Below are 21,985 nucleotides of genomic sequence, written 5' to 3'. Positions count from 1 at the left end.
CATGATCAGAACGCGAAGCAGCTGCAGCCCAGCGCTCCCCAGAAGGCGTTATCGTCGGCCACCGGCATCTCTGCCGTGCGGGCAAAGTCGTGCGAGTGGTTATGCACCCCACACGGACCGCTACAGTGGTGTACGGCGCTCATCCCCACGCGGGCGGCCTGTGGTGGCGCACTGCGGTAGTGACCCGGCACCTTGACCACCGGGGACCACTCCGGCAGAACCGGGATGGCAGGCGGCGCCAGTGGGCCGAAGCTGCCTGCGGCATAGACGATGTTACCATCCACCACCGTCAGCACCGACTCGATGCCCTTGATCTCCTCTTCCGGCACGCGGAAGTAGTCTTTGCTCAGCACCGCGAGATCCGCGAGCTGGCCCTTTTTGATCTGCCCTTTCTGGTTCTGCTCGTTCGAGAACCAGGCGCTGCCCTGGGTCCAGAGCATCAGGGCGGTGTCGCGATCCAGACGGGCGCTGTGATCGTACATCTGCATCCCGCCCACGGTACGGCCAGAGACCAGCCAGTAGAGGGCGGTCCAGGGGTTGTAGCTCGCCACGCGGGTGGCGTCGGTCCCGAGTCCTACCGGCACGCCGGTCTCGAGCATACGGGTGACCGGCGGAGTGTGGCGAACCGCCTCCATCCCGTAACGCTCGGCGAAGTACTCGCCCTGGAAGGCCATGCGGTGCTGCACGGCGATGCCGCCGCCCAGCGCCTTGATGCGGTCGATGTTGCGCTGGGTCACGGTCTCGGCGTGGTCAAAGAACCAGTGCAGGCCGTCGAACGGGATCTCGCGGTTCACCTTCTCAAAGACATCCAGCATCCGGCTGATGGACTCGTCGTAGGTGGCGTGCAGGCGGAACGGCCAGCGGTGTTCCACCAGATGGCGCACCACGCGCTCCAGTTCGTCCTCCATGCCGGGGGCCAGATCCGGGCGCGGCTCAAGGAAATCTTCAAAGTCGGCGGCGGAGAAGACCAGCATCTCCCCCGCACCGTTATGGCGGAAGAAGTCGGTGCCTTGGCCCGGCTTGAGCATATCGGTCCACTTCTCAAAATCTTCCAGCTCATGACCGGGGCGCTGGGTGAAGAGGTTGTAGGCGATGCGGATGGTCATCTGCTTTTTCTCATGCAGCTCGGCGATCACCTCGTAGTCTTCCGGGTAGTTCTGGAAACCGCCGCCAGCGTCGATGGCGCTGGTTAAGCCCAGGCGGTTCAGCTCGCGCATAAACTGGCGGGTGGAGTTCACCTGCTGCTCCAGGGGCAGCTTCGGCCCTTTGGCGAGGGTGGCGTAGAGGATCATGGCGTTCGGACGGGCGATCAGCATCCCGGTCGGGTTACCGTTGGCGTCGCGCTGGATCTCGCCGCCCGGCGGGTTCGGGGTCTCTTTGGTGTAGCCCACCACCTTCAGCGCCGCGCGGTTGAGCAGGGCGCGGTCATACAGGTGCAGGATAAAGACCGGGGTGTCCGGCGCGGCCTCGTTGATCTCGTCCAGGGTGGGCATGCGGCGCTCGGCGAACTGGAACTCGCTCCAGCCGCCTACCACGCGCACCCACTGCGGTGACGGGGTGCGCAGGGCCTGCTCTTTCAGCATCCGCAGGGCATCGGCCAGAGAAGGTACCCCCTCCCAGCGCAGCTCGAGGTTGTAGTTCAGCCCGCCGCGGATCAGGTGCAGGTGCGAGTCATTAAGACCGGGAATGGCGGTGTGGCCTTTCAGATCCACCACTTTGGTGGCGTCGTCGTGGTACTGCATCACCTCGGCAGCGGTGCCCACCGCAAGGAATTTACCGTCACGCACGGCCACCGCTTCGGCGAGGGGATTTTCACGATCGACGGTGTGAAACTGGCCATTCACCAGAATCAGATCTGCTTTGGCAGAGGAAGTCATAATTGCTCCTGACTGAGAGGGGGAATGGTCAGGATTATTGGAACCGGTTACTGAAAAAAACCAGTTATACAAAGGGATAGGTATACCAAAGTATAACTATACCTGCGTATAACTATACGAAAGGTTAATTATACAAAGAGATAATTACCGCCGGAACCAGAGAGGCATAGGATGCACTCAACGCATCGTCAACGCGTGGTGCGATTTCACCTGTTAACCTCACTGGATACCATTATGTCTAACTCAAAGCTCGAAGTGTTAACCCCGGATAACTGTCAGATTATCTTCATCGACCAGCAGCCGCAGATGGCGTTTGGCGTGCAGTCTATCGACCGTCAGGTGCTGAAAAACAACGTGGTAGCGCTGGCGAAATCGGCCAAAGTGTTCAACATCCCGACCACCATCACCACCGTTGAAACCGAAAGCTTCTCCGGCAACACCTTCCCGGAACTGCTGGATGTCTTCCCGGGCAAAGAGATCCTTGAGCGTACCTCCATGAACTCCTGGGATGACCAGAAAGTGCGTGACGCGCTGGAAGCCAACGGCAAGAAGAAAGTGGTGGTCTCCGGTCTGTGGACCGAAGTGTGCAACAACACCTTCGCCCTGTGCGCGATGCTGGAAGGTGACTACGAGATCTACATGGTGGCGGACGCTTCCGGCGGCACCTCGAAAGAGGCCCACGACTTCGCCATGCAGCGCATGATCCAGGCGGGCGTGATCCCGGTAACCTGGCAGCAGGTGATGCTGGAGTGGCAGCGTGACTGGGCGCGCAAAGAGACCTACAACGCGGTAATGGATATCGTGCGTGAGCACTCCGGTGCCTACGGCATGGGCGTGGATTACGCCTACACCATGGTGCACAAAGCACCGTCTCGCCAGAAGAGCGAGCACGAAACCCTGGCGCCGGTTCCGGCCCCGGTCCGCTAAGTTAACAGCGGCAGGCTGGGCCCTCATCCGGCCTGCCGCTGACCTCTCTGGAGTGCATCATGAGTACTGGGTTAATTTCCCTCGCGGCAGGCGTGCTTATCGGCCTGCTCTACGCGCTGCTGAAAGTCCGTTCTCCGGCGCCGCCCGCGCTGGCGCTGATTGGTCTGCTGGGCATGCTGGCAGGCGAACAGGCCACCCGCCATTTTTTGCATGCTGACGATACCGCGCAAAAGGCGCCCGTCACTCTCTCCACAGGAGCCTCGTCATGAAAGCCTGGGTCGTTTCGCTGAGCTGCGGAATTCTGGCAGGGGTTATTTATGCCGCAATTGATGTACACTCGCCCGCGCCGCCCGTTGTTGCGCTGATGGGGCTGTTTGGCATGCTGGTGGGGGAGCAGTTGATCCCGATTGGCCGCCGCCTGTTCAGCCGACAGCTGACGATGACCTGGTTTCGCCACGAATGCGTACCCAAAATCAGCGGCACTCCGCCTCCACCCCGTCCCGGCGACGGCAGCGAGGGTTAATCACGTCCATATTGAGGAAAGAGAGCATGCCGCAGCGCATAGCCATCATTGATGATGAACGGTCTGTTCGCAGCGGGTTAAGCAACCTGCTGCAGTCGGAGGGGTATGCCACAGAAGCCTTCGACTCGGCGGAGGGGTTTCTCAGCCACCCCACCGCGCTGACAGACGCGGCGCTGGTGATTGCCGACATCCGCCTGCGGGGGATGAACGGTCTGGAGATGCTCGACAGGCTGCACCTTATCGCCAGTTCACCGCCGCCGCTCATTTTTATCTCAGGTCATGCGGATGACAACATAGAGCGCTACGCTGTTGAGAATGGCGCCGTTGCTTTTTTGCGCAAGCCGATAAACGTCGATGTGCTGCTGGCGCACATTCAGCGCGCGCTCGCCACCTGACACCACCTGCACCGTTATCCCACGAGAACCATTAATGAAGAAAAATAAGGAAACGTGGATGAACACCCCATCGCTGCCTGCACTCTGGCCCGCCCCCGGAAATTTATCCGAAGGGCGGGCTTTTGTGCTTAAAGAAGATGTCATTTTTACCCCGCTGGGCCAGGAGGGAAGCCTCTGCTGGCTGAATGCCCGCCTGCCCAGTTCGGGCGGGTCGTTTATTATCGCCACCGCCGTGAGCGATGAAGAAGAGGCCAGCGCAACGCGCCTGCTGCGTAATGAGTTTGCCCTGCGGGAGTACCTGAGCGACGACTGGGCTATCCGTCCGGTCGCCACCACGCAGTACCACGGGCGCTTTGCACTGGTTTACGCCCCTTTTTCCTTTGTGCTGCTGACGCGCATCGTTGGTGCGCCGATGGCCTGTATCCAGAGCTTCCTGGAGCTGGCGATCCGCATCAGCCTGCCTCTGCGTCTGATGCATCTGCGCAACCTGGTACACGGGGATATCAAGCCCGGCAATATCTTTATTCATGACGACAACAGCTGTCGGCTGGGGGGCTTTGGCCTGTCGTCCGGCGCCTCGGAAGAGCTACAGCAGTCGCGACTGGCCATCGTGGGCGGCACACCCGCTTACATGTCGCCGGAGCACACCACCCGTACTCACCGCTCGGTGGACAGCCGCAGCGATCTCTACAGCCTCGGGGTGGTGCTCTACGAGCTGCTCACCGGCAGCCTGCCGTTTGAGCTGGGCGGCCAGGATCAGGGCAAGTGGGCGCACTACCACATCGCCTCGGAGCCGCGCTCCCCGGGAGTGGTCTGCCCCGGCGTGCCCGCTATGATCTCGGCCATCATCCTGAAGATGCTGGCGAAAAAACCGGAGAACCGTTACCAGACCATCGACGGCCTGATCGCCGACCTGCGCCGCTGCCAGGCTACCCTGAGCGACGAGGGCGATATTGCCGCCTTTACCCCCGGCTTACAGGATCGCTCCCCGGCGTTTCATCTCACCGACACCCTCTACACCGCCCATCCCCAGGCAACGGATCTGAGCCACGCCTTTGACCGGGTATGCCGCGACAACCTCGCCGGGTTTGTGGCGATCAGCGGCCCGTCGGGGATCGGCAAATCGTCCCTTATCGCCTCGGCGCTAAAGGCGCTACAGCACCGCAACGTGCTGCTGGCGGTGGGCAAGGTGGATCAGTTTTCCCCCACGCTGCCCTATGCCGCCCTGAGCTCAGCCTTTCGCACCCTGGTGCTGCACCTGCTGGGGCTGTCGGCAACGGAGGTGACGCAGTGGAAGATCCGCCTGTCGCGGGAGCTGGAGGGGTATGAAGAGCTGGCCGTCAGCCTGGTGCCGGAGCTGCGGCTGCTGCTGGAGAACAAGCCGCGCTTCTCCAGCGACAGCTTCTCCCTCGACGCCCGGGCGCGCTTCAGCCATATGGTGCTGGCGCTGGTGAAAACCTTCGCCAGCGCGGGCTGCCCGCTGGTGCTGCTGCTGGATGATATCCACTGGATCGACGCCGCCAGCCTGCAAATTCTGGAGTACCTGCTGACCAACGCCAGTAACGTGCCGCTGCTGCTGGTGGTGGCGCACCGGGATGTCTGCCCGGTGCCGGACGCAACCCTGAATCAGCAGCTGGCGAACCTGCACCGGGCCTCGCGCAATACCACCGAGCTGCGCCCGGAGCCGCTGTCGGTGAAGGCGGTGTCGCGCTGGCTGGCGAGCATCTTCCATACCCGCTCCGCCAGCACTGCGGATCTGGCCGGGCTGATTCATGAGAAAACCGGCGGCAACCCGCTGTTTGTCCATGAGTTCTTCCGCCGTATCGTCGATGACGGGCTGGTGACGCACAACAAATATCAGGATAAGTGGCACTACGATCTGCACGCCATCCGCACCCGGCACTACACCGAAAACGTGGTCACTCTGGTGCTCCAGCAGCTGGAGGAGATGCCCGAAGAGACCCGACGGCTGCTGGGCAGCATCGCCTGTCTGGGCGGCAGCGGCGAGCTGGAGATGGTCTGCCGGGTGGTGTCGATGTCGGTGGCGGAGATCCGCTACGCTCTGCATCCGGCGGTGACGGCGCAGCTGATCACCCTCAGCGACGAAGGCTATGCCTTTACCCACGACCGGGTTCAGGAGGCGGCCTTCGCCCTGCTGGATAACGCCGAGCGCAGCCGTCTGCACCTCACCACCGCCAGCCTGCTGGCGGAGTCAGCCCGCCAGGCGGCGGGTAACGAGATCCTGTTCCGCGCCGTCCATCACGTCACGGCGGCGCTGGACAGCATTCAGCCTGCGCCCCAGCGCCAGATGTTCCGTGAGCTGAGCCTGCTGGCCGCCCGCCGCGCCCGCCGCTCGGGGGATTATCTGTCGGCCCTGAGCTATATCCAGACCGCCCGGGCGCTGGGCAACGCCGGATCGGCGCCCGAGAGCGCCAGCGACTTTATTCTCGACAGCGAAGAGGCGGGCTGCGAGTTTGCGCTGGGCAATCTTGAGGCCACCCGCAGGCTGTGCGACCGCATTCTCGGCTCCCCCGGCGGGCTGGCGGAGAAAGCGCTGGCGGCCAACCTGCTGGCCGAAGTCTACATGCGCCAGTCCGACAACCGGCTGGCGCTGGAGGCGGCCCTCTGCTGGCTGGCGGTGTTTGGCATTCACGTCAGCCGCTTTCCGGAGACCGCCGAGTGCGACGAGGCCTGGCAGAGCCTGTGCAACCGCGTTGGCGAGAACCCGCAGGACCATTTTAGCCGCCTGCCGCTGATGAAAGATGGCGACACCGAGGCGGTGATGAACCTGCTCAACAGCGCCAGCCTGTTCGCCAGCTTCACCAGCTCGCGCCTGCATTTCATACTGCTGTGCCGGATGATGCATCTGACGCTGGATCACGGCATCACCGGCGCCTCCACCACCGCGATGGCGTGGTTCGGGGTGCTGATTGGCCACCGCTACGCTGAGTATCGCCTCGGCTTCCAGTACGGCACCCTGGCCCGGGAGCTGGTCAACCGCCACGGCTACGACGCCTTTGAAGCCAAAACCCTGCTGGCGCTGGATCAGCTTAGCGTCTGGACCCAGCCGCTGGGCTACACCATTGAGTGCGCCAAGGCCTGCTTCACCTCCGCCGTGACCCACGGCGATATGACGGTGGCCTGCTTCGCCGCCTGTCACCAGGTGATCAATTTCCTCACCCGGGGCGATCACCTCGACGCGGTGCTGATGAGCATTGAGCGCGGACTGGCCTTCGTGCGTAAAACCCATTTTCAGGACATAGAGGCGATCCTGCTGATGCAGCGCCACTACGTGGAGCACCTGCGCACCCCGGTGAACGGGCAGTGGAGCGCCAGCGAGGTGCTGCCGCAATCCCTGCTGCCCGGAGCTACAGAGCAGGCTCCGGAGCAGACCTCCACCATGCTGTTCTGGTTCTGGCTCTACCGCGGCATGGCCCACTTCGCCTGCGGCGAGTTCCCCCAGGCGGCAGATAATCTGGCCCAGGCCGGGCGCTTTGCCTGGTCCGCACCGGGCCATATCCACCTGATGGACTACCACCTTTACAGCGCGCTCACCCTCTCGCAGCAGCTGACCCCGGAGACCTTTTCCGCCGATCTGCGCCGTCAGATCCACCTTCATTACGACAAGATCGCCCTCTGGGCGCGGGTCAATCCTGGCACCTTCGCCGATAAAGAGGCGTTGATCTACGCCGAGATCGTGCGCCTCGACGGCATGAACAGCATCGCCCTCGAACAGTACGAGAAGGCGGTGCGCCTGTCGCGCGAAGGGGGCTTCAACCCCTTCAACGCCCTGGCCCACGAGCTGGCGGGCCGCTTCGCCCACGCCTGCGGCTACACCACCGCCGCCGAGGCCCACTTCCGCGGGGCGATGACCGCCTGGGGACGGGCCGGGGCGCAGTCCAAAATACGCCAGCTGGAGCGGGATTTCCCCTATCTGCTGGCCCCCGGCCAGGCCAACGCCTGGGACACGGTGGCCTTTGCCCGTAACGAGGAGATCCGCGATTTACAGAGCGTGATCAAGGCGTCGCGCGCCCTGTCGGAAGAGATCAACCTCGAGCGGCTGATCGAAACCCTGATGACCATCCTGCTGGAGCGGGCCGGGGCGCAGCGCGGCTTTTTAATCCGGGTGAATGACAACAACATCCCGGAGATCGAGGCCAGCGCCAGCACCACCACCGACGGGGTGCAGGTGCAGATCCGCAAAGAGGTGCCGACGGCCACCGAGATGCCGCTGACGGTACTGGCGGCGGTGATCCGCACCGGGCAGGAAATCCACACCGGCAAACCGGAAGAGTTCCACCCCTTCAGCCAGGACCCGTATCTGGTCACCTCCGGCGCGGCGGTGATGTGCGTGCCGATGTTCAAGCAGGCGCGGCTGGTGGGGGTGCTCTACCTGGAGAACCGCCTGATGCCGGAGGTCTTTACCGTCGAGCACTCCCGGGTGGTCAGCCTGCTGGGGGCACACGCCGCCATCTCGCTGGAGACCGCCCGGCTCTATGCCGAGCTGCTGGAGGAGAACCAGCAGCGGCGTCGGGTGGAGAAAGAGCTGCGGGCCAGCCAGACCTCGCTGATGCTGGGGGAGCAGATCAGCCATACCGGCAGCTGGCGCTGGGAGCTGCAGCAGGATCTGATGTTTATGTCGGAGGAGTATGCCCGCATTCTGGGCCTGCCGGAGAAGCAGAAGATGATCTCGATGGCGGAGTTTCTGACTTTCGTGCATCAGGATGACTATCCGCGCATCAGCACCCTGGTGACCGAGAGCGTGCGCGATGGCCTGACCATGCGCGCCGAGTTCCGCATTATTCGTGGCGACGGAGCCGTGCGCACCATTCTGGGGATTGGCGATCCGGTCGGTGTGGGCAGCGAAGTGAATGAGTATTACGGCATCATCACCGACATCACCACCCAGCGGACGGCGGAAGATGCCATGCGGGTGGCGCAGGCCGAGCTGGCCCGCGTCTCCCGGGCGACCACCGTCGGGCAGTTAACCTCATCCATTGCTCACGAGATCAACCAGCCGCTGATGTCGATTGTCGCGAATGCCGGAGCCAGCCTGCGCTGGCTGAACCGCGATCCGGCCCGGCTGGATAAGGCCAGGCTCGGGCTGGAGGAGATTGTCTCCGAGGGCGAGCGAGCAGGGGAGATCATTCGCAGCCTGCAGTCCCTCACCCGCAAACAGGATCCGGCCTTTGCCCGCATCGATCTGCATCATCTGGTGCGGCACATCATCACCCTGTCGCGCAGCGAGCTGGAGCGGCGGAGCATCAGCGTCAGCTATGCCCTGGCGGCGGCAAACAGTTTTGTTGTGGCTGACAGCGTGCAGATCCAGCAGGTGCTGCTGAATCTGGTGATGAACGCGGTGGAGGCGATGGCCGAGATCAAAACGCGGCCCGGTATGCTGCTGCTCTCCACCTCGAACCCGGAAGGGGGCGGGATCACATTTGAAATCGCCGACAGCGGTACCGGCATCGCGCCGGGGCAGACCGAGCGCATCTTTGACTCATTCTACTCCACCAAAGCCCAGGGGATGGGGGTGGGGCTGACCATCAGCTACAGCATTATCGAGCGCCATCGCGGCAAGCTGACGGCCCGTAACCGCGAGCCGCACGGCTCTGTCTTTGCCTTTACCCTGCCGCTGGCGGAGGGCGAGACGTCACTCTGAGGGCTGGCTTCTGGTCAGGCGCTCCGCGGCCCTGACCAGATCCGCCAGCGAGCGGGCCTGCATCTTCTCCATCACCCGTCGGCGGTGGACTTTGACGGTGATTTCACTCACCCCCAGCTCGGCGGCGATCTGCTTGTTCAGCATCCCGCTGATCGCCAGCTGCAACACCTCCTGCTCCCGCGGCGTCAGCGAGAGATGGCGCTGCTTCAGAGAGTACTGCTCCCGCAACTGCAGGGCGTTCTCTTCCGCCAGCTTCAGCGCGTCGCCAATGGAGTTCAGCAGATCGTTCGACGCCACCGGCTTGGTGAGAAACTCATACGCGCCGCCCTTCATCGCCTTCACCGTCATCGGAATGGTGCCGTGACCGGTAAGATAGATTATCGGGATCTCGCGCCCGCTGGCCTTCAGGGAGTCCGCCACTTCAAACCCGCTGATGGTAGGCATCTGCATATCGAGGATCACGCAGGAGGGCACATCTTCAAAGGTGTGTTGCAGAAAAGATTCTGCCGAGGAGAAGTCGAGGGCGTTCAGCCCGGCAGACTCCAGCAGCCCGACCACGGACCGCCTGACAGCGTGATCATCATCAACGACATAGACAATGTGTTCCATTAATAGCCCCAATGTTTCAGCCTGACAGAGATGAGAGGATTTTCGCTCAGCGTGCAAGCTACCTCCCTGACGATCAAACGAGTATGGCGGCAGCTTTCGAACGCAATTACTCTAACACATTAATTCTCATTATCATTTAACAATATGATAACTATATGAAAGCGAGGGGTGAGTATTCAAAACCGCTTTTCACATTGGGTAAGCGTAGGCCAGAAATGGTCAAATTGTCGCCAATAAAGAAGGGGAGGACGCTTGATAGTCGCAAGGACGATCCCCTCTCCTCTTTGGGGAGAGGGTTAGTTTTGTAGGCCGGGTAAGGCGTAGCCGCCACCCGGCGATGCCGCAGCGGTGCTGCCTGATGCTCTCTCCAGAGGGGTAAAATATTGGCAGATTACTCCCCCACCAGCTCAATACGGTTCCCGTCCGGGTCCGCAATGACCGCTTCATAATAGCCATCACCCGTCATCCTTGGGGCGCTCAGCAGCGTGTTATTCAGCCGCGCCTGCTCCGCCATCCGATCCACATCCGCCTTGCTGCCCACGTTCAGCGCGATATGCGCCCAGCCGACAAACTCCGGGTGCGACGGGCGATCGGGCAGATCCGGTACCGTCATTAGCTCGATGGTCGGTCCGTCGGACAGCGTGATAAAGTGCGATTCAAAACCGGGACGGTTTTTACTGAGGTAGCGTTCGTTACGCTGGCCGCCAAATATCGTCTGCCAGAAGTGGACCTGCGCGTCCAGGTTACGGGTCCAGAGTGCCACGTGTGCAATATTCATCTTATCCCTCGCTGTGGGCGGGTTGAGAGGCGGTGACGGTCACGGAGAGCAGGGCGACGACCAGCATCAGCACCATAATGACCATAAACGCCTGGGTTAAAGAGGTGGCGTGCGCCACGAAACCGATTATCGCGGGCCCGGCGAGCACGCCGAGATAGCCCAGGGTGGTGATGGCCGGGACGGCAACCGCCTGCGGCATGCGGGTCTGACGGCCAACGGCGGAGAACATCACCGGCACGATATTGGCGCAACCGGCCCCCACCAGCACGTAGCCCAGCAGTGACAGCTGCCACTGCGGGACAAAGGTCACCAGCGCAAACCCTGCGGCGGCCACGATGGCACCCCCCACCACGGCGCGCAGGGCGCCAGTGCGGGCGATCAGTTTATCGCCGGTTAAGCGGAAAAAGGTCATCGCCACCGAGAAGCAGGTGAAGCCCAGCCCGCCCAGCGACTCCGGCACGCCGCGCACCTCGGTCAGAAACACCGCGCTCCAGTCCAGTACCGTGCCTTCGGCGAGAAACACCGCAAAGCAGATGAGGCCGATCAGCAGCACCACGCCCCGCGGCACGGCAAAGGCCGGGCCAGAGGCGGGATTAGCCCAGGGCAGTAGCCCTTTCAGGCTGAAAGCGAGCATCAGGATAACGCTCAGAATGATGATCAGGCAGGCGACAAAGGCGCTGGCCCCGAGGGTCAACAGCAGAGTCATCGCCCCCGCACCCGCGATGCCGCCCACGCTGTACATGCCGTGAAAACCGGACATCACCGGCCCGGGGGCGTCGCGCTCAACGATGATCGCCTGAATATTCATGGCGCAGTCCGTCACGCCGACCCCCACGCCAAACAGCAGCAATGTGGCGGCGAGCAGGCGCGGATCCGGGATGATAGCAAGCAGCGGGGTAGTGAGCAGGACGATCGCCATCGCGGTGATAATCACCCGGCGGCAGCCGTAGCGGCTGGTGAGTATCCCGGTAAGCGGCATCGCAATCAGCGCCCCCATCCCCAGACAGAGCAGGAGCGAGCCAAGCGTGGCCTCGTTTACGCCGGTGTTGGCTTTGGCGAAAGGCACCAGTACCGCCCAGGTGGCGGTCACGTAACCGGCAATAAAAAAGACGATCCGGGTGGCAAGCCGCTGGACGGCTCCGGTGGTCTGAAAGGTCATTTCACATCCTTATACGGTTTCAGTAACGGGGAGGCAGGCGTCTTGCGCTGCACCGTTTCCCCGGCGCGCGCATCTGCGTTCACAGGTTTAAACAGGAAGCCGTCATAGGGCTGAGTGGCGGGCACCTGCTGATGGTAATCATCATCGCGCTTCATTGTGACGCTCCGGTTGTGATGGCATGGATTGACAGAGCAGGCGTTCATGCAACATTATGCGCATTGTTGCTCGATTCAAATCCAGAGAAGATAATTTATGCTCGATTATGCAGCTTTCCCGGAACAACGACAAGATCGGATCCGCCAGATCCTGCATGAAAATGGCCGGGTGGTCTGCGCCGACCTGGCGATCCGCATGCAGGTGTCGGAACACACGATTCGCCGTGATTTACATGAGCTTAGCAAAGAAGGGTTCTGTAAGAAGGTCTATGGCGGCGCGGTGTTACAGCTGGCCGATGCCGGGAACTTCTACAGCCGAGAGCAGCAAAACCACGCAAAAAAAGCCACGATCGCGCAGAAAGCGGCAACGCTGATCAAGTCGGGTAGCTGTATTTTTATTGATACCGGCACCACCAACCTCGCACTGGCGAAGGCGCTACCACCGGATCTGGCCGTCACCGTGGTGACTAACTCCCCGGCCATCGCCGCAGAGCTGCTGCGTCACCCCCTGTGCGAGGTGATCATCACCGGCGGGCAGATCCAGCGCAGCTCCGGCGGGGCCGTGGGGGCGACGGCGGCGAGCCAGATTCAGGGGATGATTTTCGATCAGGCGTTTATCGGCGGCTGCGCGATGGATCCCGGCATGGGGCTGACCGGGTTCGACTTTGCTGACTGCGAGTTCAAGAAAGCGGTAATTAGCCAGAGCAGCCAGAGCATCGTGGCGCTCACCACCGACAAAATCCCCGGCGTGGCGCGCTTTGTAGTGGCGAAGAGCAGTGATATCGACGTGCTGGTGGTGGAGGCGAGCCTGGATCAGGAGGCGATCGCGGCGTTTACGGCAGAGGATGTGCGGGTTATCAGCGCCTAACGCACCGCAAACACCACCGCCGTCCAGTTAACGCGCGTAGCAGGGGGAAATTCGGGACGGGGCTGGATCGGCGTGCAGGCGCCTGCCCAGATAAAGGTCTCTTCATCAATCCGGTACCAGTGCGGATTGCCCTGCACCGCATCACCCACCACCGCCGCCTGAATGCGAACCACGCTTCCTTCAGGCAGCTCACCGGCCACAGGTGCGAAAACGGACGGGTTCTCCTTACGGGTATAAACCCCCATCAGGGTCTTTACGCTGGCGGAAACCGGCAGTTCAATAAACGGGCTCATGGCAGGCCTCATGACAATACGCTCTTAGTGATTAACGATATAAGTCGCTCTGTAACTCGCGCTCACGATAAAGCGTGAAACTGTCACCCTGTGTCATGCGAATGGCTGAATGCGGCAGGTTTTCATTCCCCCTTGACCCACGACAAGGCAGCGCGACCCCACCTCTTCCTATAATCACACCCGTTTGTCTTTTTAACTGGTGCTAACCATGGCGTATCAACTCAACCTGAACTGGCCGGAATTTTTAGAAAAATACTGGCAAAAGAAACCCGTTGTTCTCAAAAACGCACTGCCAAATTTTGTCGATCCTATCAGCCCCGATGAGCTGGCAGGGCTGGCGATGGAGCCGGAGGTGGACAGTCGCCTGGTGAGCCATAAAGAGGGCAAATGGCACGCCAGCAACGGTCCGTTCGAGCACTTCGATGGCTTAGGCGAAACCGGCTGGTCGCTGCTGGCGCAGGCGGTAAACCACTGGCACGCCCCTGCCGCCGAGCTGGTGCGTCCGTTCCGCGTCCTGCCGGACTGGCGTCTGGACGATCTGATGATCTCCTTCTCGGTGCCGGGCGGCGGCGTGGGTCCGCATATCGATCAGTACGATGTCTTTATCATCCAGGGGATGGGCAGCCGTCGCTGGCGCGTGGGCGACAAGCTGCCGATGCGTCAGTTCTGTCCGCATCCGGCGCTGCTCCATGTCGATCCTTTTGAGCCGATCATCGATGAAGATCTGGCCCCGGGCGATATTCTCTATATTCCGCCTGGATTCCCGCACGACGGCTTCACCCACGAGACGGCGCTCAACTACTCCGTAGGTTTCCGCGGGCCGAATGGCCGGGATCTGATCAGCAGCTTTGCCGATTACGCGCTGGAAAACGATCTGGGCGGGGAGCACTACAGCGATCCGGATCTCACCTGCCGGGAGCATCCGGGCCGGGTTGAAGCCTATGAACTTGAGCGTCTGCGCAAGATGATGATCGACATGATCAGCAAGCCAGATGATTTTACGCAGTGGTTTGGCAGCTTCATCTCCACGCCGCGCCACGAGCTGGATATTGCCCCGGCGGAACCGGAGTACACGCCGGAAGAGGTGCTCGACGCGCTGACGGGCGGCGAAACGCTGACTCGCCTGAGCGGGTTGCGGGTGCTAAATGTTGGCGGCAGCTTCTTTATTAACAGCGAGCGGCTGGAGGTGTCGGATGCAAACGCAGCGGATGCACTGTGTCGCTACACCGAGCTTAGCCGTGCGGAGCTGGGGGATGCCCTGCAAAATCCGGCATTTGTGATAGAGCTGACCGGACTGATTAACCAGGGTTACTGGTACTTCGACGAGTGATCACAAAGGCGGCGCGGGGCACAGGCCCCACGCCGCCACCTTTAAGCGGCGAGGATATGACAGGCTTTCCAGTAATCAAGAAGGCGCTCGTCATCAGGTTCTCGCTCCGCTTTACTTTTCATGGCCCGTGCCAGATTCTCTCTCGACACCTCCTGGCCTTTCTGGACGATATCTAAAACCGCTTCACCAAGAGCCAGGGATATTTCGGTACGATGCGTTTCTACCATATATGCCTCCGTGTTGAGTGCGTGAAGATAATTATGCGACATAATCACGTGCCTGGAATATTTCTCAGTTGATTCTTATATATTTCGTGCGAACCTTAAACGCGGCGGGAAATAATGTTTCGAAATGCTAATGAGGCGGTCGAAACGTTATTTATGGACTACAGTTAGTTTCGTGTCACACCCGTAGAAACCAAATGAGGAGAATTAATTATGGTAAACCAGAGTGAAATCAAGGACCATGCTCAGGTAATGGCAAGCTGCGGTACCCACGTTGGCACCGTTGACCATCTTGACGGCAACCGCATTAAGCTGGCAAAAAATGACTCCGAGTCTGGCGGTAAACACCATTATATTCCGCTGGAGTGGGTCGATAAAATCGACGGGAATAATGTGGTTCTGACCAAAGACCATAAAGAAGTGTTTGCTGGCTGGCAAGAAGCGTAATAAGCGTCAGCACCAGGCGGATATATTTGAGCTCCGGCATCTTGTCGGAGCTTAATATTTATTAAATTTACCTGCATTGCCGCCGCGTTAAAGGAGTGATACTGTTTTATTTTTAATATGCTTTTCCAGGCGCAGGTATGTCCGACACAATGCTCCCTCACCCGGCCCCCACAGCGAAAAAAACCTTTTCCGTTGCTGACTTTAAGGTCTTTGGCGAGCGCTACGGCATTGACTACCGTTTTCCGCTGCTCACTGATACATGTGCCAGCAGCAGCCCCGTTCTGCACGGCGATGTCGAAGAGATGATTCTGCCGTCCGGCATCTCATTAACCCACTCCGATGTCCGCGTTCTGCAACCCTATGAAACTACCTCCCGCCACAGCAGCCCGCTCTATGTGCTGGTGGTTCTGGAAGGGTGCGTGACCCTGACCCTCAGCGGCAACGTTTATGTGGTGCGCCCGGGCATGGCTTTCAGCGCCAGGCTCAGCGAGCAGCAGGCGATGTCTGCCCGTCATGATGCGGATATCGCCCTGAAAACCCTCTCTTTTGGCGTTTACCCCGACGATGCCCGCCGGGAAAACCTGCTTGCCTCACTGCTGGCGCAGTGGGGGAGACTGAATGCCCCCACCTTTGTCTGGCAGGTGCCAGATTTTGTGCTGGCCGGGATCCAGCATGCCCGCCAGCGCGAGCGCAGCAGCCTGTCGCGCCAGCTGTTGCTGGAAGGGGTGATGTACCAGCTCCTCGGCCACGGCCTGCACCTGCGGGAGCAGCAGGGCACGGCGCTTGCTGGCGCATCAAGCGGTGAACAGGCCCGGCTGGAGCAGATCCGCCATCTGCTGGAACAGGCCCCGGAGCAGGAGTACACCCTCGCCCAGCTGGCCGCTCAGGCAGCGATGAGCCCCAGCAGCCTGCGCAGCAAGTTCCGTCAGGCCTATGGCTGCACGGTATTCGACTACCTGCGCGACTGCCGTCTCGCGCTGGCGCGCCGCTATCTGCTGGAAGGCCATAGCGTGCAGCAGGCGGCGTGGATGTCGGGCTACCAGCACGCCACCAACTTTGCCACCGCCTTTCGCCGTCGCTACGGCATCTGCCCCGGCGCGGTCCGTAACGGCTGCTAATCCCTTTTTTCCTCCGTCGCCAACGCCATTCGTGCGGTTTGGCATTGCGCATACGTACTCTGGCAGCGCGCATAGCTATCTTCTAAATGAAAAAGGTAATAATTCTCATTAATAATTAGAGATAGCTCTGGAGATTTTCATGTTCGCTAAATCGCGGCTGGCACTGCTGGTGGGATGGGTTACCGGGAGCGTCGCGCTCCCCCTGATGGCGCAGGAGACGCCGAAAACCGAAACGGTTGTTGTCACCTCGCAGATGCAGAGCGGCGCCACCAAGCTGGCGACGCCGGATATCGAGACCCCGCAGGCGGTGTCGATTGTTACCCGTGAGCAGTTTGAAGAGCAGGGCGCCACCAGCGTCCGCCAGGCGGTGAGCTACACCCCGGGCGTCTACAGCAACCAGATTGGCGCCTCAAACCGCTTTGACTACATCGTGCTGCGCGGCTTCTCCGATGGCAGCCTGGATAACGTCTACCTCGACGGCCTGAAGATGATGGGCGACACCAACTCCCACAGCTCGCTGGTGGTTGACCCCTGGTTCCTGGAGAATATCGAAGTGGTACGCGGCCCGGCCTCGGTGCTGTATGGCCGCTCGTCGCCGGGCGGGATCGTGGCGCTCACCTCGCGCAAACCGTCGTTCGATCCGGGCGGCGAGATCAAGCTGTTCGCCGGGAACAACGATCAGCGCGGGGCGATGTTTGACGTCACCGGCGCGCTGGACGATAACGACCGCGTGGCGGCCCGTCTGAGCGGTATGACCCGCTATGCCGATTCCCAGTTCGATCCACTCAAAGAGGAGCGTTACGCCCTGATGCCGAGCCTGACCTGGCGCATCACCGATAACACGCGCCTGGATCTGATGGCCTACCTGCACCGCGATCCCGAGGGCGGGAGCCACTCCGGCCTGCCGTACGACGGCACCGTGGTACCCCACAACGGAAAGATGATCTCTAACACCTTCTTCGAAGGCGAGGACGATTATGACAAGTACGATCGCCGCGAGGATATGGTCGGCTATAACATCGAGCACCTGTTCGACAGCGGCTGGTCGGTACGCCAGAAGCTGCGCTATCTGCACACCAAAGTGGAGCTGAACCAGGTCTATGCCGCGGGTTGGCTGAACGACACCGAACTCAACCGCGGTTACTCCGGCTCGGACGAGAAGATGAACGCCATCACCCTGGACAACCAGATCGACGGCAGCTTTGATACCTGGGCGGTGAACCACCGGGTGCTGATTGGCCTCGATTACCAGGATCGCAGCAACCATACCACCGGCTATTACGGCAGCTTCCCGCCGATCGACGCCTTCCACCCGGTGTACGGTGCCGGGCCGGACAGCATCACGATGTACAGCAAGGAGAAGCACAAGCTGCGCCAGACCGGCTACTACCTGCAGGATCAGCTCTCCCTGGACCGCTGGCGCCTGACCCTGGGCGGGCGCTATGACCAGGTGAGCGTCTCCAATGTCGACAAGCTCAACGATACCCGCAGCGATCTGGACAAGAATAACTTCAGCAGCCGCGCGGCGCTGCTCTACCTGTTCGATAACGGCATCGCGCCGTATATCAGTTACTCCACCGCTTTTACCCCGACCAGCTTTGCGGATGAGAACGGCGATCTGCTGGACCCGATGAAAGGCAAGCAGTGGGAAGCGGGGGTGAAGTTTGAGCCGGAGGGGATGAACAGCCAGTTCAGCGCGTCGGTGTTCCGCATCAACCAGAAAAACATCGCCACCAAAGAGGAGCCGACCGATCCATACCGCTCCATCGGCGAAATTGAATCGGAAGGGGTGGAGCTGGAAGCGGTAGGGCAGTTGACCGACAGCCTGCGCCTGCAGGCGGCCTATACCTATACCGACATCCGCTACAAGAAGAGCAGCCCGGAGGAAGAGGGCAAGCGTGCGGTCTATGCCCCACGCAACATGGCCAGCGGCTGGCTCAGCTATGACGTGAAAACCGGGCCGCTGGATGGCCTGACGGTGGGATCTGGTGTGCGTTACGTCAACGGCGTGACCAGCGATCGTATGAATACCCACACCCTGCCGTCGTACACGCTGGTGGATCTGGCGGTGGGCTATGACCTGTCGAAGGTGGGGCTGACCGGGGTAAGCGCCCAGCTCAACGTTAACAACCTGACGGACGAAAGCTACGTGGCGGCCTGTAACTCGCTCTCCTACTGCTACTTTGGCGCCGAGCGCAGCATTGTCGGCAGCGTGTCGTGGACGTTCTGATGTGAAAATTCCCGGTGGCGCTGCGCTTACCGGGCCTACAAAAGAGTCGAACCGTAGGCCGGGTCAGGCGTAGCCGCCACCCGGCGAACAGAGCGCACCGCGCTACTCCGCCATCGCAATATTCACCGCTTCCCCCATCTGCTCTACCGCCGCACGGTGCTTCTCGTTTGGCGGCAGGGCGCAGTTGATCCGCAAACAGTTCCGGTACTTGCCGGAGGCCGAGAAGAGCGATCCGGCGGCGATCTGGATGTTAAACCGCGTCAACTCCCGCGATACGCAGACCATATCCACATGTTCCGGCAGCTCCACCCACAGCATGTAGCCGCCCATCGGGCGGGTCACACAGATGCCACAGGGGAAGAACTGCCTGACCCAGCAGGTGTAGGTCTCGATATTCTGCTGGTAGATCTGGCGCATCCGCCGCACGTGGCGGTGGTAGTACCCTTCCCGGATAAAGGTAGCCAGTGCCAGCTGGCTGGCAGGCACGTTGGTGCCGCTGGCGGCATACTTCATGTGCATAATCCGGTCGTGATAGCGGCCCGGGGCAATCCACCCCACCCGCAGCCCGGGGGCGACAGTTTTGGTAAAGGAGTTGCACAGCAGCACCCGGCCATCGATGTCCAGCGAGTGAATGGTGGAGGGGCGGGGATATTCGAACGCCAGCTCGCCATAAATATCATCTTCAAAAATGACGATATCGTGCCGCTGGGCCAGCGCCAGCAGCTGACGTTTGCGGGTCTCAGGCATGATAAACCCCAGCGGGTTATTGCAGTTAGGCACCACAATCACCCCTTTGATCGGCCACTGTTCCAGCGCCAGCTCCAGGGCTTCGACGCTGATCCCCGTTACCGGATCGGTGGGGATCTCGATCGCCTTGATCCCCAGACCGCGCAGCATCTGCATGGTGCCGTAGAAAGAGGGGGATTCCAGCGCCACGATGTCGCCGGGCTTACAGATGGTCAGCAGCGCCAGAGAGAGGGCGCTGTGGCAGCCGCTGGTGACGATCAGATCGTCGGCGGTGACCACCGATCCGGCGTCCAGCATCAGGCGGGCGATCTGCTCGCGCAGTTCACGTCGCCCGGCGAGTTCGTCATAGCTGAGCACCTCTTTAACGCTGTGCTGCACCACCCGGCTCAGCTCTTTCCACAGGGGCTTGAGGCTTGGCTGGGTCAGGTCGGGCTGGCCGCCGCCAAATGCCGTGATGTCGGTTTTATTGCGCCCCTCCATCAGGGTCAGCACCTCATCCCACTGGGTTACCTCCACCGGACGCTGCACCGGGCGCGACATCGCCGGCACCGGCGGTTGCGCCTTTCGCGGCGCGACAAAATAGCCCGAGCGCGGCTGGGGAGCGATCAGCTGTAAGTTTTCGAGGATCTGATAGGCCTGCTGTATGGTGCTGATGCTGACGCTGTGCTCCTGGCTCAGGGCACGCACCGAGGGTAAACGCTCCCCGCTGCGATAGAGCCCTTGTTCAATGCGTTCCGCCAGAAGATTGGCCAGATGTTGGTAGCGCGTCATGATGTATCCCTTATTCTCACCATACAGAAAAGCAAACCGGTACAGATGGCGGTAAAAACTGCCATGCAGTTCCTGTTTTAGACGATCTGTATGTTAAAAAAAAGTAATTTTTGAATCTGTATTGCAAGGTGTGGGATCCGTGATGATAACCCCTCAGACACCCCGAGGAGAGCATCATGGAATTCCACGAAAATCGAGCCAAACGACCCTTTGCGATCTTTATCTGGATGGGAAAAGCCCTTGTCCGCTGGTATCGCATCAACCGCACGCGCCGGATTTTGAGCGAGTTAAGTGATGAAGATTTAAAGGACATCGGGTTGTCACGGTATGATTTGTAGCTTGCGCAGTTATCGCCCGGTGGCGCTGCGCTTACCGGGCCTACAAGGGCACGAACCGTAGGCCGGGTAAGGCGTAGCCGCCACCCGGCGCTTGTCAGCGCAACAGTGCCAGCGTCTGCTGTTTCGGTTTTTCCAGTAGCGCCACCGCCTCCTGATACGACCGCACGTTGTTATACCCCATCACCAGCCCGTAGCGTTTGCCCGACCCGCTGTACCACGCCGACAGGGCGTTCACCTGTAGCTGATGCTGTTGCCAGCAGTAGGCGATCTCCAGATCACAGCTGCCTTTGTTTAAGAACGCCACGATATGCATTCCGCCATCGTTCTGTTCGGTGAAGAAGCGATCCCCGTAGACCACGTGCAGGGCGGCAATCATCCAGTCGCGTCGCTGTTGATAGAGCGCGCGCATCTTTTTCAGATGGCGGAAGAAGTGGCCGTCGTTGATAAAGGCGGTGAGGATCTTTTGCGTCAGCACCGGCTGGCCGCTGGCGAGCAGATCGGCGCAGTCGTTAAAAGCTGTTACCGTGCTGGCGGGCATCACCACATAGCCGAGGCGCAGGGACGGCATCACGGTTTTGCTGAAGGTGCCCATGTAGATCACCCGATCCTGGCGATCGAGGCTTTTCAGCGACGGCAGCACCTTGCGGGTATAATGAAACTCGCCGTCATAGTCATCCTCAATGATCCACGCCTCGTTGCGGGTGGCCCAGTCGAGCAGTTGCTGACGGCGCGGCAGCGAGAGGGTGACCGCCAGCGGGCTCTGGTGCGACGGGGTGACGATGGCAAACCGGGCGTCGGCGTGGTGGTGCAGCAGGTAGTCTGTGTCCATCCCCGCACGATCTACCGGCACCGTATAGAGCCGGGGCACGATGCGTCGCAGCAGCTGCTGGCCCATAAAATAGCCCGGATCTTCAAACACCACCTTGTCGTTGCGGCTGGCGAGGGTATCGAGGATCAGGCGCAGACTGCCGCTGTAGCCGCTGGTGATCAGCACCTGATCCGGCGTGCAGGTCAGCCCGCGGGAGATGTTCAGGTAGCGGGCAATCGCCTGGCGCAGGGGAGCCCAGCCCATCACCGGCGGGTTGAGCATCTCCTCCTGACGCATGGCGCGCACCGCCTGGCCCGCCAGCAGCAGCCATTTTTTGTAGGGGAAGCTGTCCAGCGCCGGAATGCCGGGGCGTAAAAAGCCGGCCCGTTCGCGCTGGCTGACCAGGGACTCCGGTAACGTGCCGGTGACGGGCTCGTCGGGCGGCGGTGGCGCGGCGGGGAGGTTTAAGTCCGGGTTCACCCGGGTGCCACGCGCCCCCTGGCTCACCAGATACCCCTCGCCGATGAGAATGGCATAGGCGGTTTCCACCGTTTTGCGCGCGACCTTCAGCTCCTCCGCCAGCACACGAATGGCGGGCACTTTGTCGCCGGGCTTCAGTATGCCGCGGGTGATATTGTCCCGGTAGCGGGTATAGATCTGGTGATAACCCGGTTTCATGTCCTACCTCGTTTCGCGTTTTTTGTATCTTTTTACTATGTCATGAAC

At 60.9% G+C, this 21,985-nt stretch carries 20 protein-coding genes; 11 read left to right on the top strand and 9 right to left on the bottom strand.

Features of this window, described 5'->3' with window-relative positions:
- Positions 1 to 5: 5 nt before the first annotated feature.
- Positions 6 to 1,877 carry an amidohydrolase gene (locus DVA43_RS15110; RefSeq protein WP_114316012.1) on the bottom strand — a complete coding sequence of 624 codons (1,872 nt, stop codon included), beginning with the start codon at positions 1,875 to 1,877 and terminating at the stop codon, positions 6 to 8.
- A 234-nt stretch (positions 1,878 to 2,111) separates the two neighbouring features.
- Here DVA43_RS15110 and DVA43_RS15105 point away from each other — a divergent pair, with 234 nt between their 5' ends.
- Genes DVA43_RS15105 through DVA43_RS15085 form a run of 5 tightly spaced genes read left to right on the top strand, consistent with a single transcriptional unit; the run spans position 2,112 to position 9,384 of the window.
- Positions 2,112 to 2,804, top strand: coding sequence for a hydrolase (locus DVA43_RS15105; protein WP_103823317.1), 693 nt, complete (start codon positions 2,112 to 2,114; stop codon positions 2,802 to 2,804).
- Between the two features lie 59 nt (positions 2,805 to 2,863).
- Positions 2,864 to 3,073 carry a DUF1427 family protein gene (locus tag DVA43_RS15100; protein WP_032616311.1) on the top strand — a complete coding sequence of 70 codons (210 nt, stop codon included), beginning with the start codon at positions 2,864 to 2,866 and terminating at the stop codon, positions 3,071 to 3,073.
- Positions 3,070 to 3,327 (top strand): DUF1427 family protein, encoded by a 258-nt coding sequence (locus DVA43_RS15095; RefSeq protein WP_103823084.1) that lies wholly within the window; start codon positions 3,070 to 3,072, stop codon positions 3,325 to 3,327. Before DVA43_RS15100 ends, DVA43_RS15095 begins: the two co-directional genes overlap by 4 nt.
- Positions 3,328 to 3,353: 26 nt before the next feature.
- Positions 3,354 to 3,722 (top strand): response regulator, encoded by a 369-nt coding sequence (locus DVA43_RS15090; protein ID WP_114316011.1) that lies wholly within the window; start codon positions 3,354 to 3,356, stop codon positions 3,720 to 3,722.
- A 58-nt stretch (positions 3,723 to 3,780) separates the two neighbouring features.
- Positions 3,781 to 9,384, top strand: coding sequence for an AAA family ATPase (locus tag DVA43_RS15085; RefSeq protein ID WP_114316010.1), 5,604 nt, complete (start codon positions 3,781 to 3,783; stop codon positions 9,382 to 9,384).
- On the opposite strand, the gene DVA43_RS15080 is transcribed toward DVA43_RS15085, so the two are convergent.
- From DVA43_RS15080 to DVA43_RS24725, 4 genes are all read right to left on the bottom strand, one after another.
- Positions 9,376 to 9,993: a response regulator transcription factor gene (locus DVA43_RS15080; protein ID WP_039030554.1), complete on the bottom strand. Its 618-nt coding sequence runs from the start codon at positions 9,991 to 9,993 to the stop codon at positions 9,376 to 9,378. The genes DVA43_RS15085 and DVA43_RS15080 overlap by 9 nt on opposite strands.
- Before the next feature lie 391 nt (positions 9,994 to 10,384).
- Complete coding sequence (locus DVA43_RS15075; protein WP_114316009.1) at positions 10,385 to 10,771, bottom strand: VOC family protein; 387 nt, start codon at positions 10,769 to 10,771, stop codon at positions 10,385 to 10,387.
- A 1-nt stretch (position 10,772) separates the two neighbouring features.
- Entirely contained in the window at positions 10,773 to 11,930 is a 1,158-nt protein-coding gene (locus DVA43_RS15070) for an MFS transporter (protein WP_114316008.1), read from the bottom strand.
- Positions 11,927 to 12,085, bottom strand: coding sequence for a hypothetical protein (locus DVA43_RS24725; protein WP_168194662.1), 159 nt, complete (start codon positions 12,083 to 12,085; stop codon positions 11,927 to 11,929). Before DVA43_RS24725 ends, DVA43_RS15070 begins: the two co-directional genes overlap by 4 nt.
- 97 nt (positions 12,086 to 12,182) lie before the next feature.
- On the opposite strand from DVA43_RS24725, the gene DVA43_RS15065 reads away from it, so the two are divergent.
- Entirely contained in the window at positions 12,183 to 12,953 is a 771-nt protein-coding gene (locus DVA43_RS15065) for a DeoR/GlpR family DNA-binding transcription regulator (protein WP_114316007.1), read from the top strand.
- Here DVA43_RS15065 and DVA43_RS15060 read toward each other — a convergent pair.
- A complete protein-coding gene (locus DVA43_RS15060) occupies positions 12,950 to 13,246 on the bottom strand; it encodes an SH3 domain-containing protein (RefSeq protein WP_114316006.1) in 297 nt (98 codons plus the stop codon). The genes DVA43_RS15065 and DVA43_RS15060 overlap by 4 nt on opposite strands.
- A 208-nt stretch (positions 13,247 to 13,454) precedes the next feature.
- Between DVA43_RS15060 and DVA43_RS15055 the strand changes: the two genes are divergently transcribed.
- Positions 13,455 to 14,576, top strand: a complete 1,122-nt coding sequence (locus DVA43_RS15055; protein WP_103823090.1) for a cupin domain-containing protein — start codon at positions 13,455 to 13,457, stop codon at positions 14,574 to 14,576.
- A 41-nt stretch (positions 14,577 to 14,617) separates the two neighbouring features.
- On the opposite strand, the gene DVA43_RS15050 is transcribed toward DVA43_RS15055, so the two are convergent.
- Positions 14,618 to 14,803, bottom strand: coding sequence for a DUF2767 domain-containing protein (locus DVA43_RS15050; protein WP_114317151.1), 186 nt, complete (start codon positions 14,801 to 14,803; stop codon positions 14,618 to 14,620).
- 210 nt (positions 14,804 to 15,013) lie between these two features.
- Between DVA43_RS15050 and DVA43_RS15045 the strand changes: the two genes are divergently transcribed.
- The 3 genes from DVA43_RS15045 (at position 15,014) to foxA (ending at position 18,595) form a co-directional block, all read left to right on the top strand.
- Entirely contained in the window at positions 15,014 to 15,247 is a 234-nt protein-coding gene (locus DVA43_RS15045; RefSeq protein WP_103178088.1) for a DUF2171 domain-containing protein, read from the top strand.
- A gap of 137 nt (positions 15,248 to 15,384) precedes the next feature.
- Positions 15,385 to 16,365 carry a helix-turn-helix domain-containing protein gene (locus DVA43_RS15040; protein WP_114316005.1) on the top strand — a complete coding sequence of 327 codons (981 nt, stop codon included), beginning with the start codon at positions 15,385 to 15,387 and terminating at the stop codon, positions 16,363 to 16,365.
- Between the two features lie 121 nt (positions 16,366 to 16,486).
- Positions 16,487 to 18,595: a ferrioxamine B receptor FoxA gene (foxA, locus tag DVA43_RS15035; protein WP_114316004.1), complete on the top strand. Its 2,109-nt coding sequence runs from the start codon at positions 16,487 to 16,489 to the stop codon at positions 18,593 to 18,595.
- Between the two features lie 102 nt (positions 18,596 to 18,697).
- Here foxA and DVA43_RS15030 read toward each other — a convergent pair whose 3' ends face one another.
- Entirely contained in the window at positions 18,698 to 20,113 is a 1,416-nt protein-coding gene (locus tag DVA43_RS15030; protein WP_114316003.1) for a PLP-dependent aminotransferase family protein, read from the bottom strand.
- Positions 20,114 to 20,289: 176 nt separating this feature from the next.
- Here DVA43_RS15030 and DVA43_RS15025 point away from each other — a divergent pair, with 176 nt between their 5' ends.
- Positions 20,290 to 20,451, top strand: a complete 162-nt coding sequence (locus DVA43_RS15025) for a DUF1127 domain-containing protein (RefSeq protein ID WP_114316002.1) — start codon at positions 20,290 to 20,292, stop codon at positions 20,449 to 20,451.
- Positions 20,452 to 20,545: 94 nt separating this feature from the next.
- Here DVA43_RS15025 and DVA43_RS15020 read toward each other — a convergent pair whose 3' ends face one another.
- Positions 20,546 to 21,937, bottom strand: a complete 1,392-nt coding sequence (locus DVA43_RS15020) for a PLP-dependent aminotransferase family protein (protein WP_114316001.1) — start codon at positions 21,935 to 21,937, stop codon at positions 20,546 to 20,548.
- Positions 21,938 to 21,985: the final 48 nt, after the last annotated feature.

The sequence above is a fragment of the Leclercia sp. W6 genome, from assembly GCF_003336345.1.
Classification (GTDB): domain Bacteria; phylum Pseudomonadota; class Gammaproteobacteria; order Enterobacterales; family Enterobacteriaceae; genus Enterobacter.
This window is presented reverse-complemented; position numbering and strand designations above follow the sequence as displayed.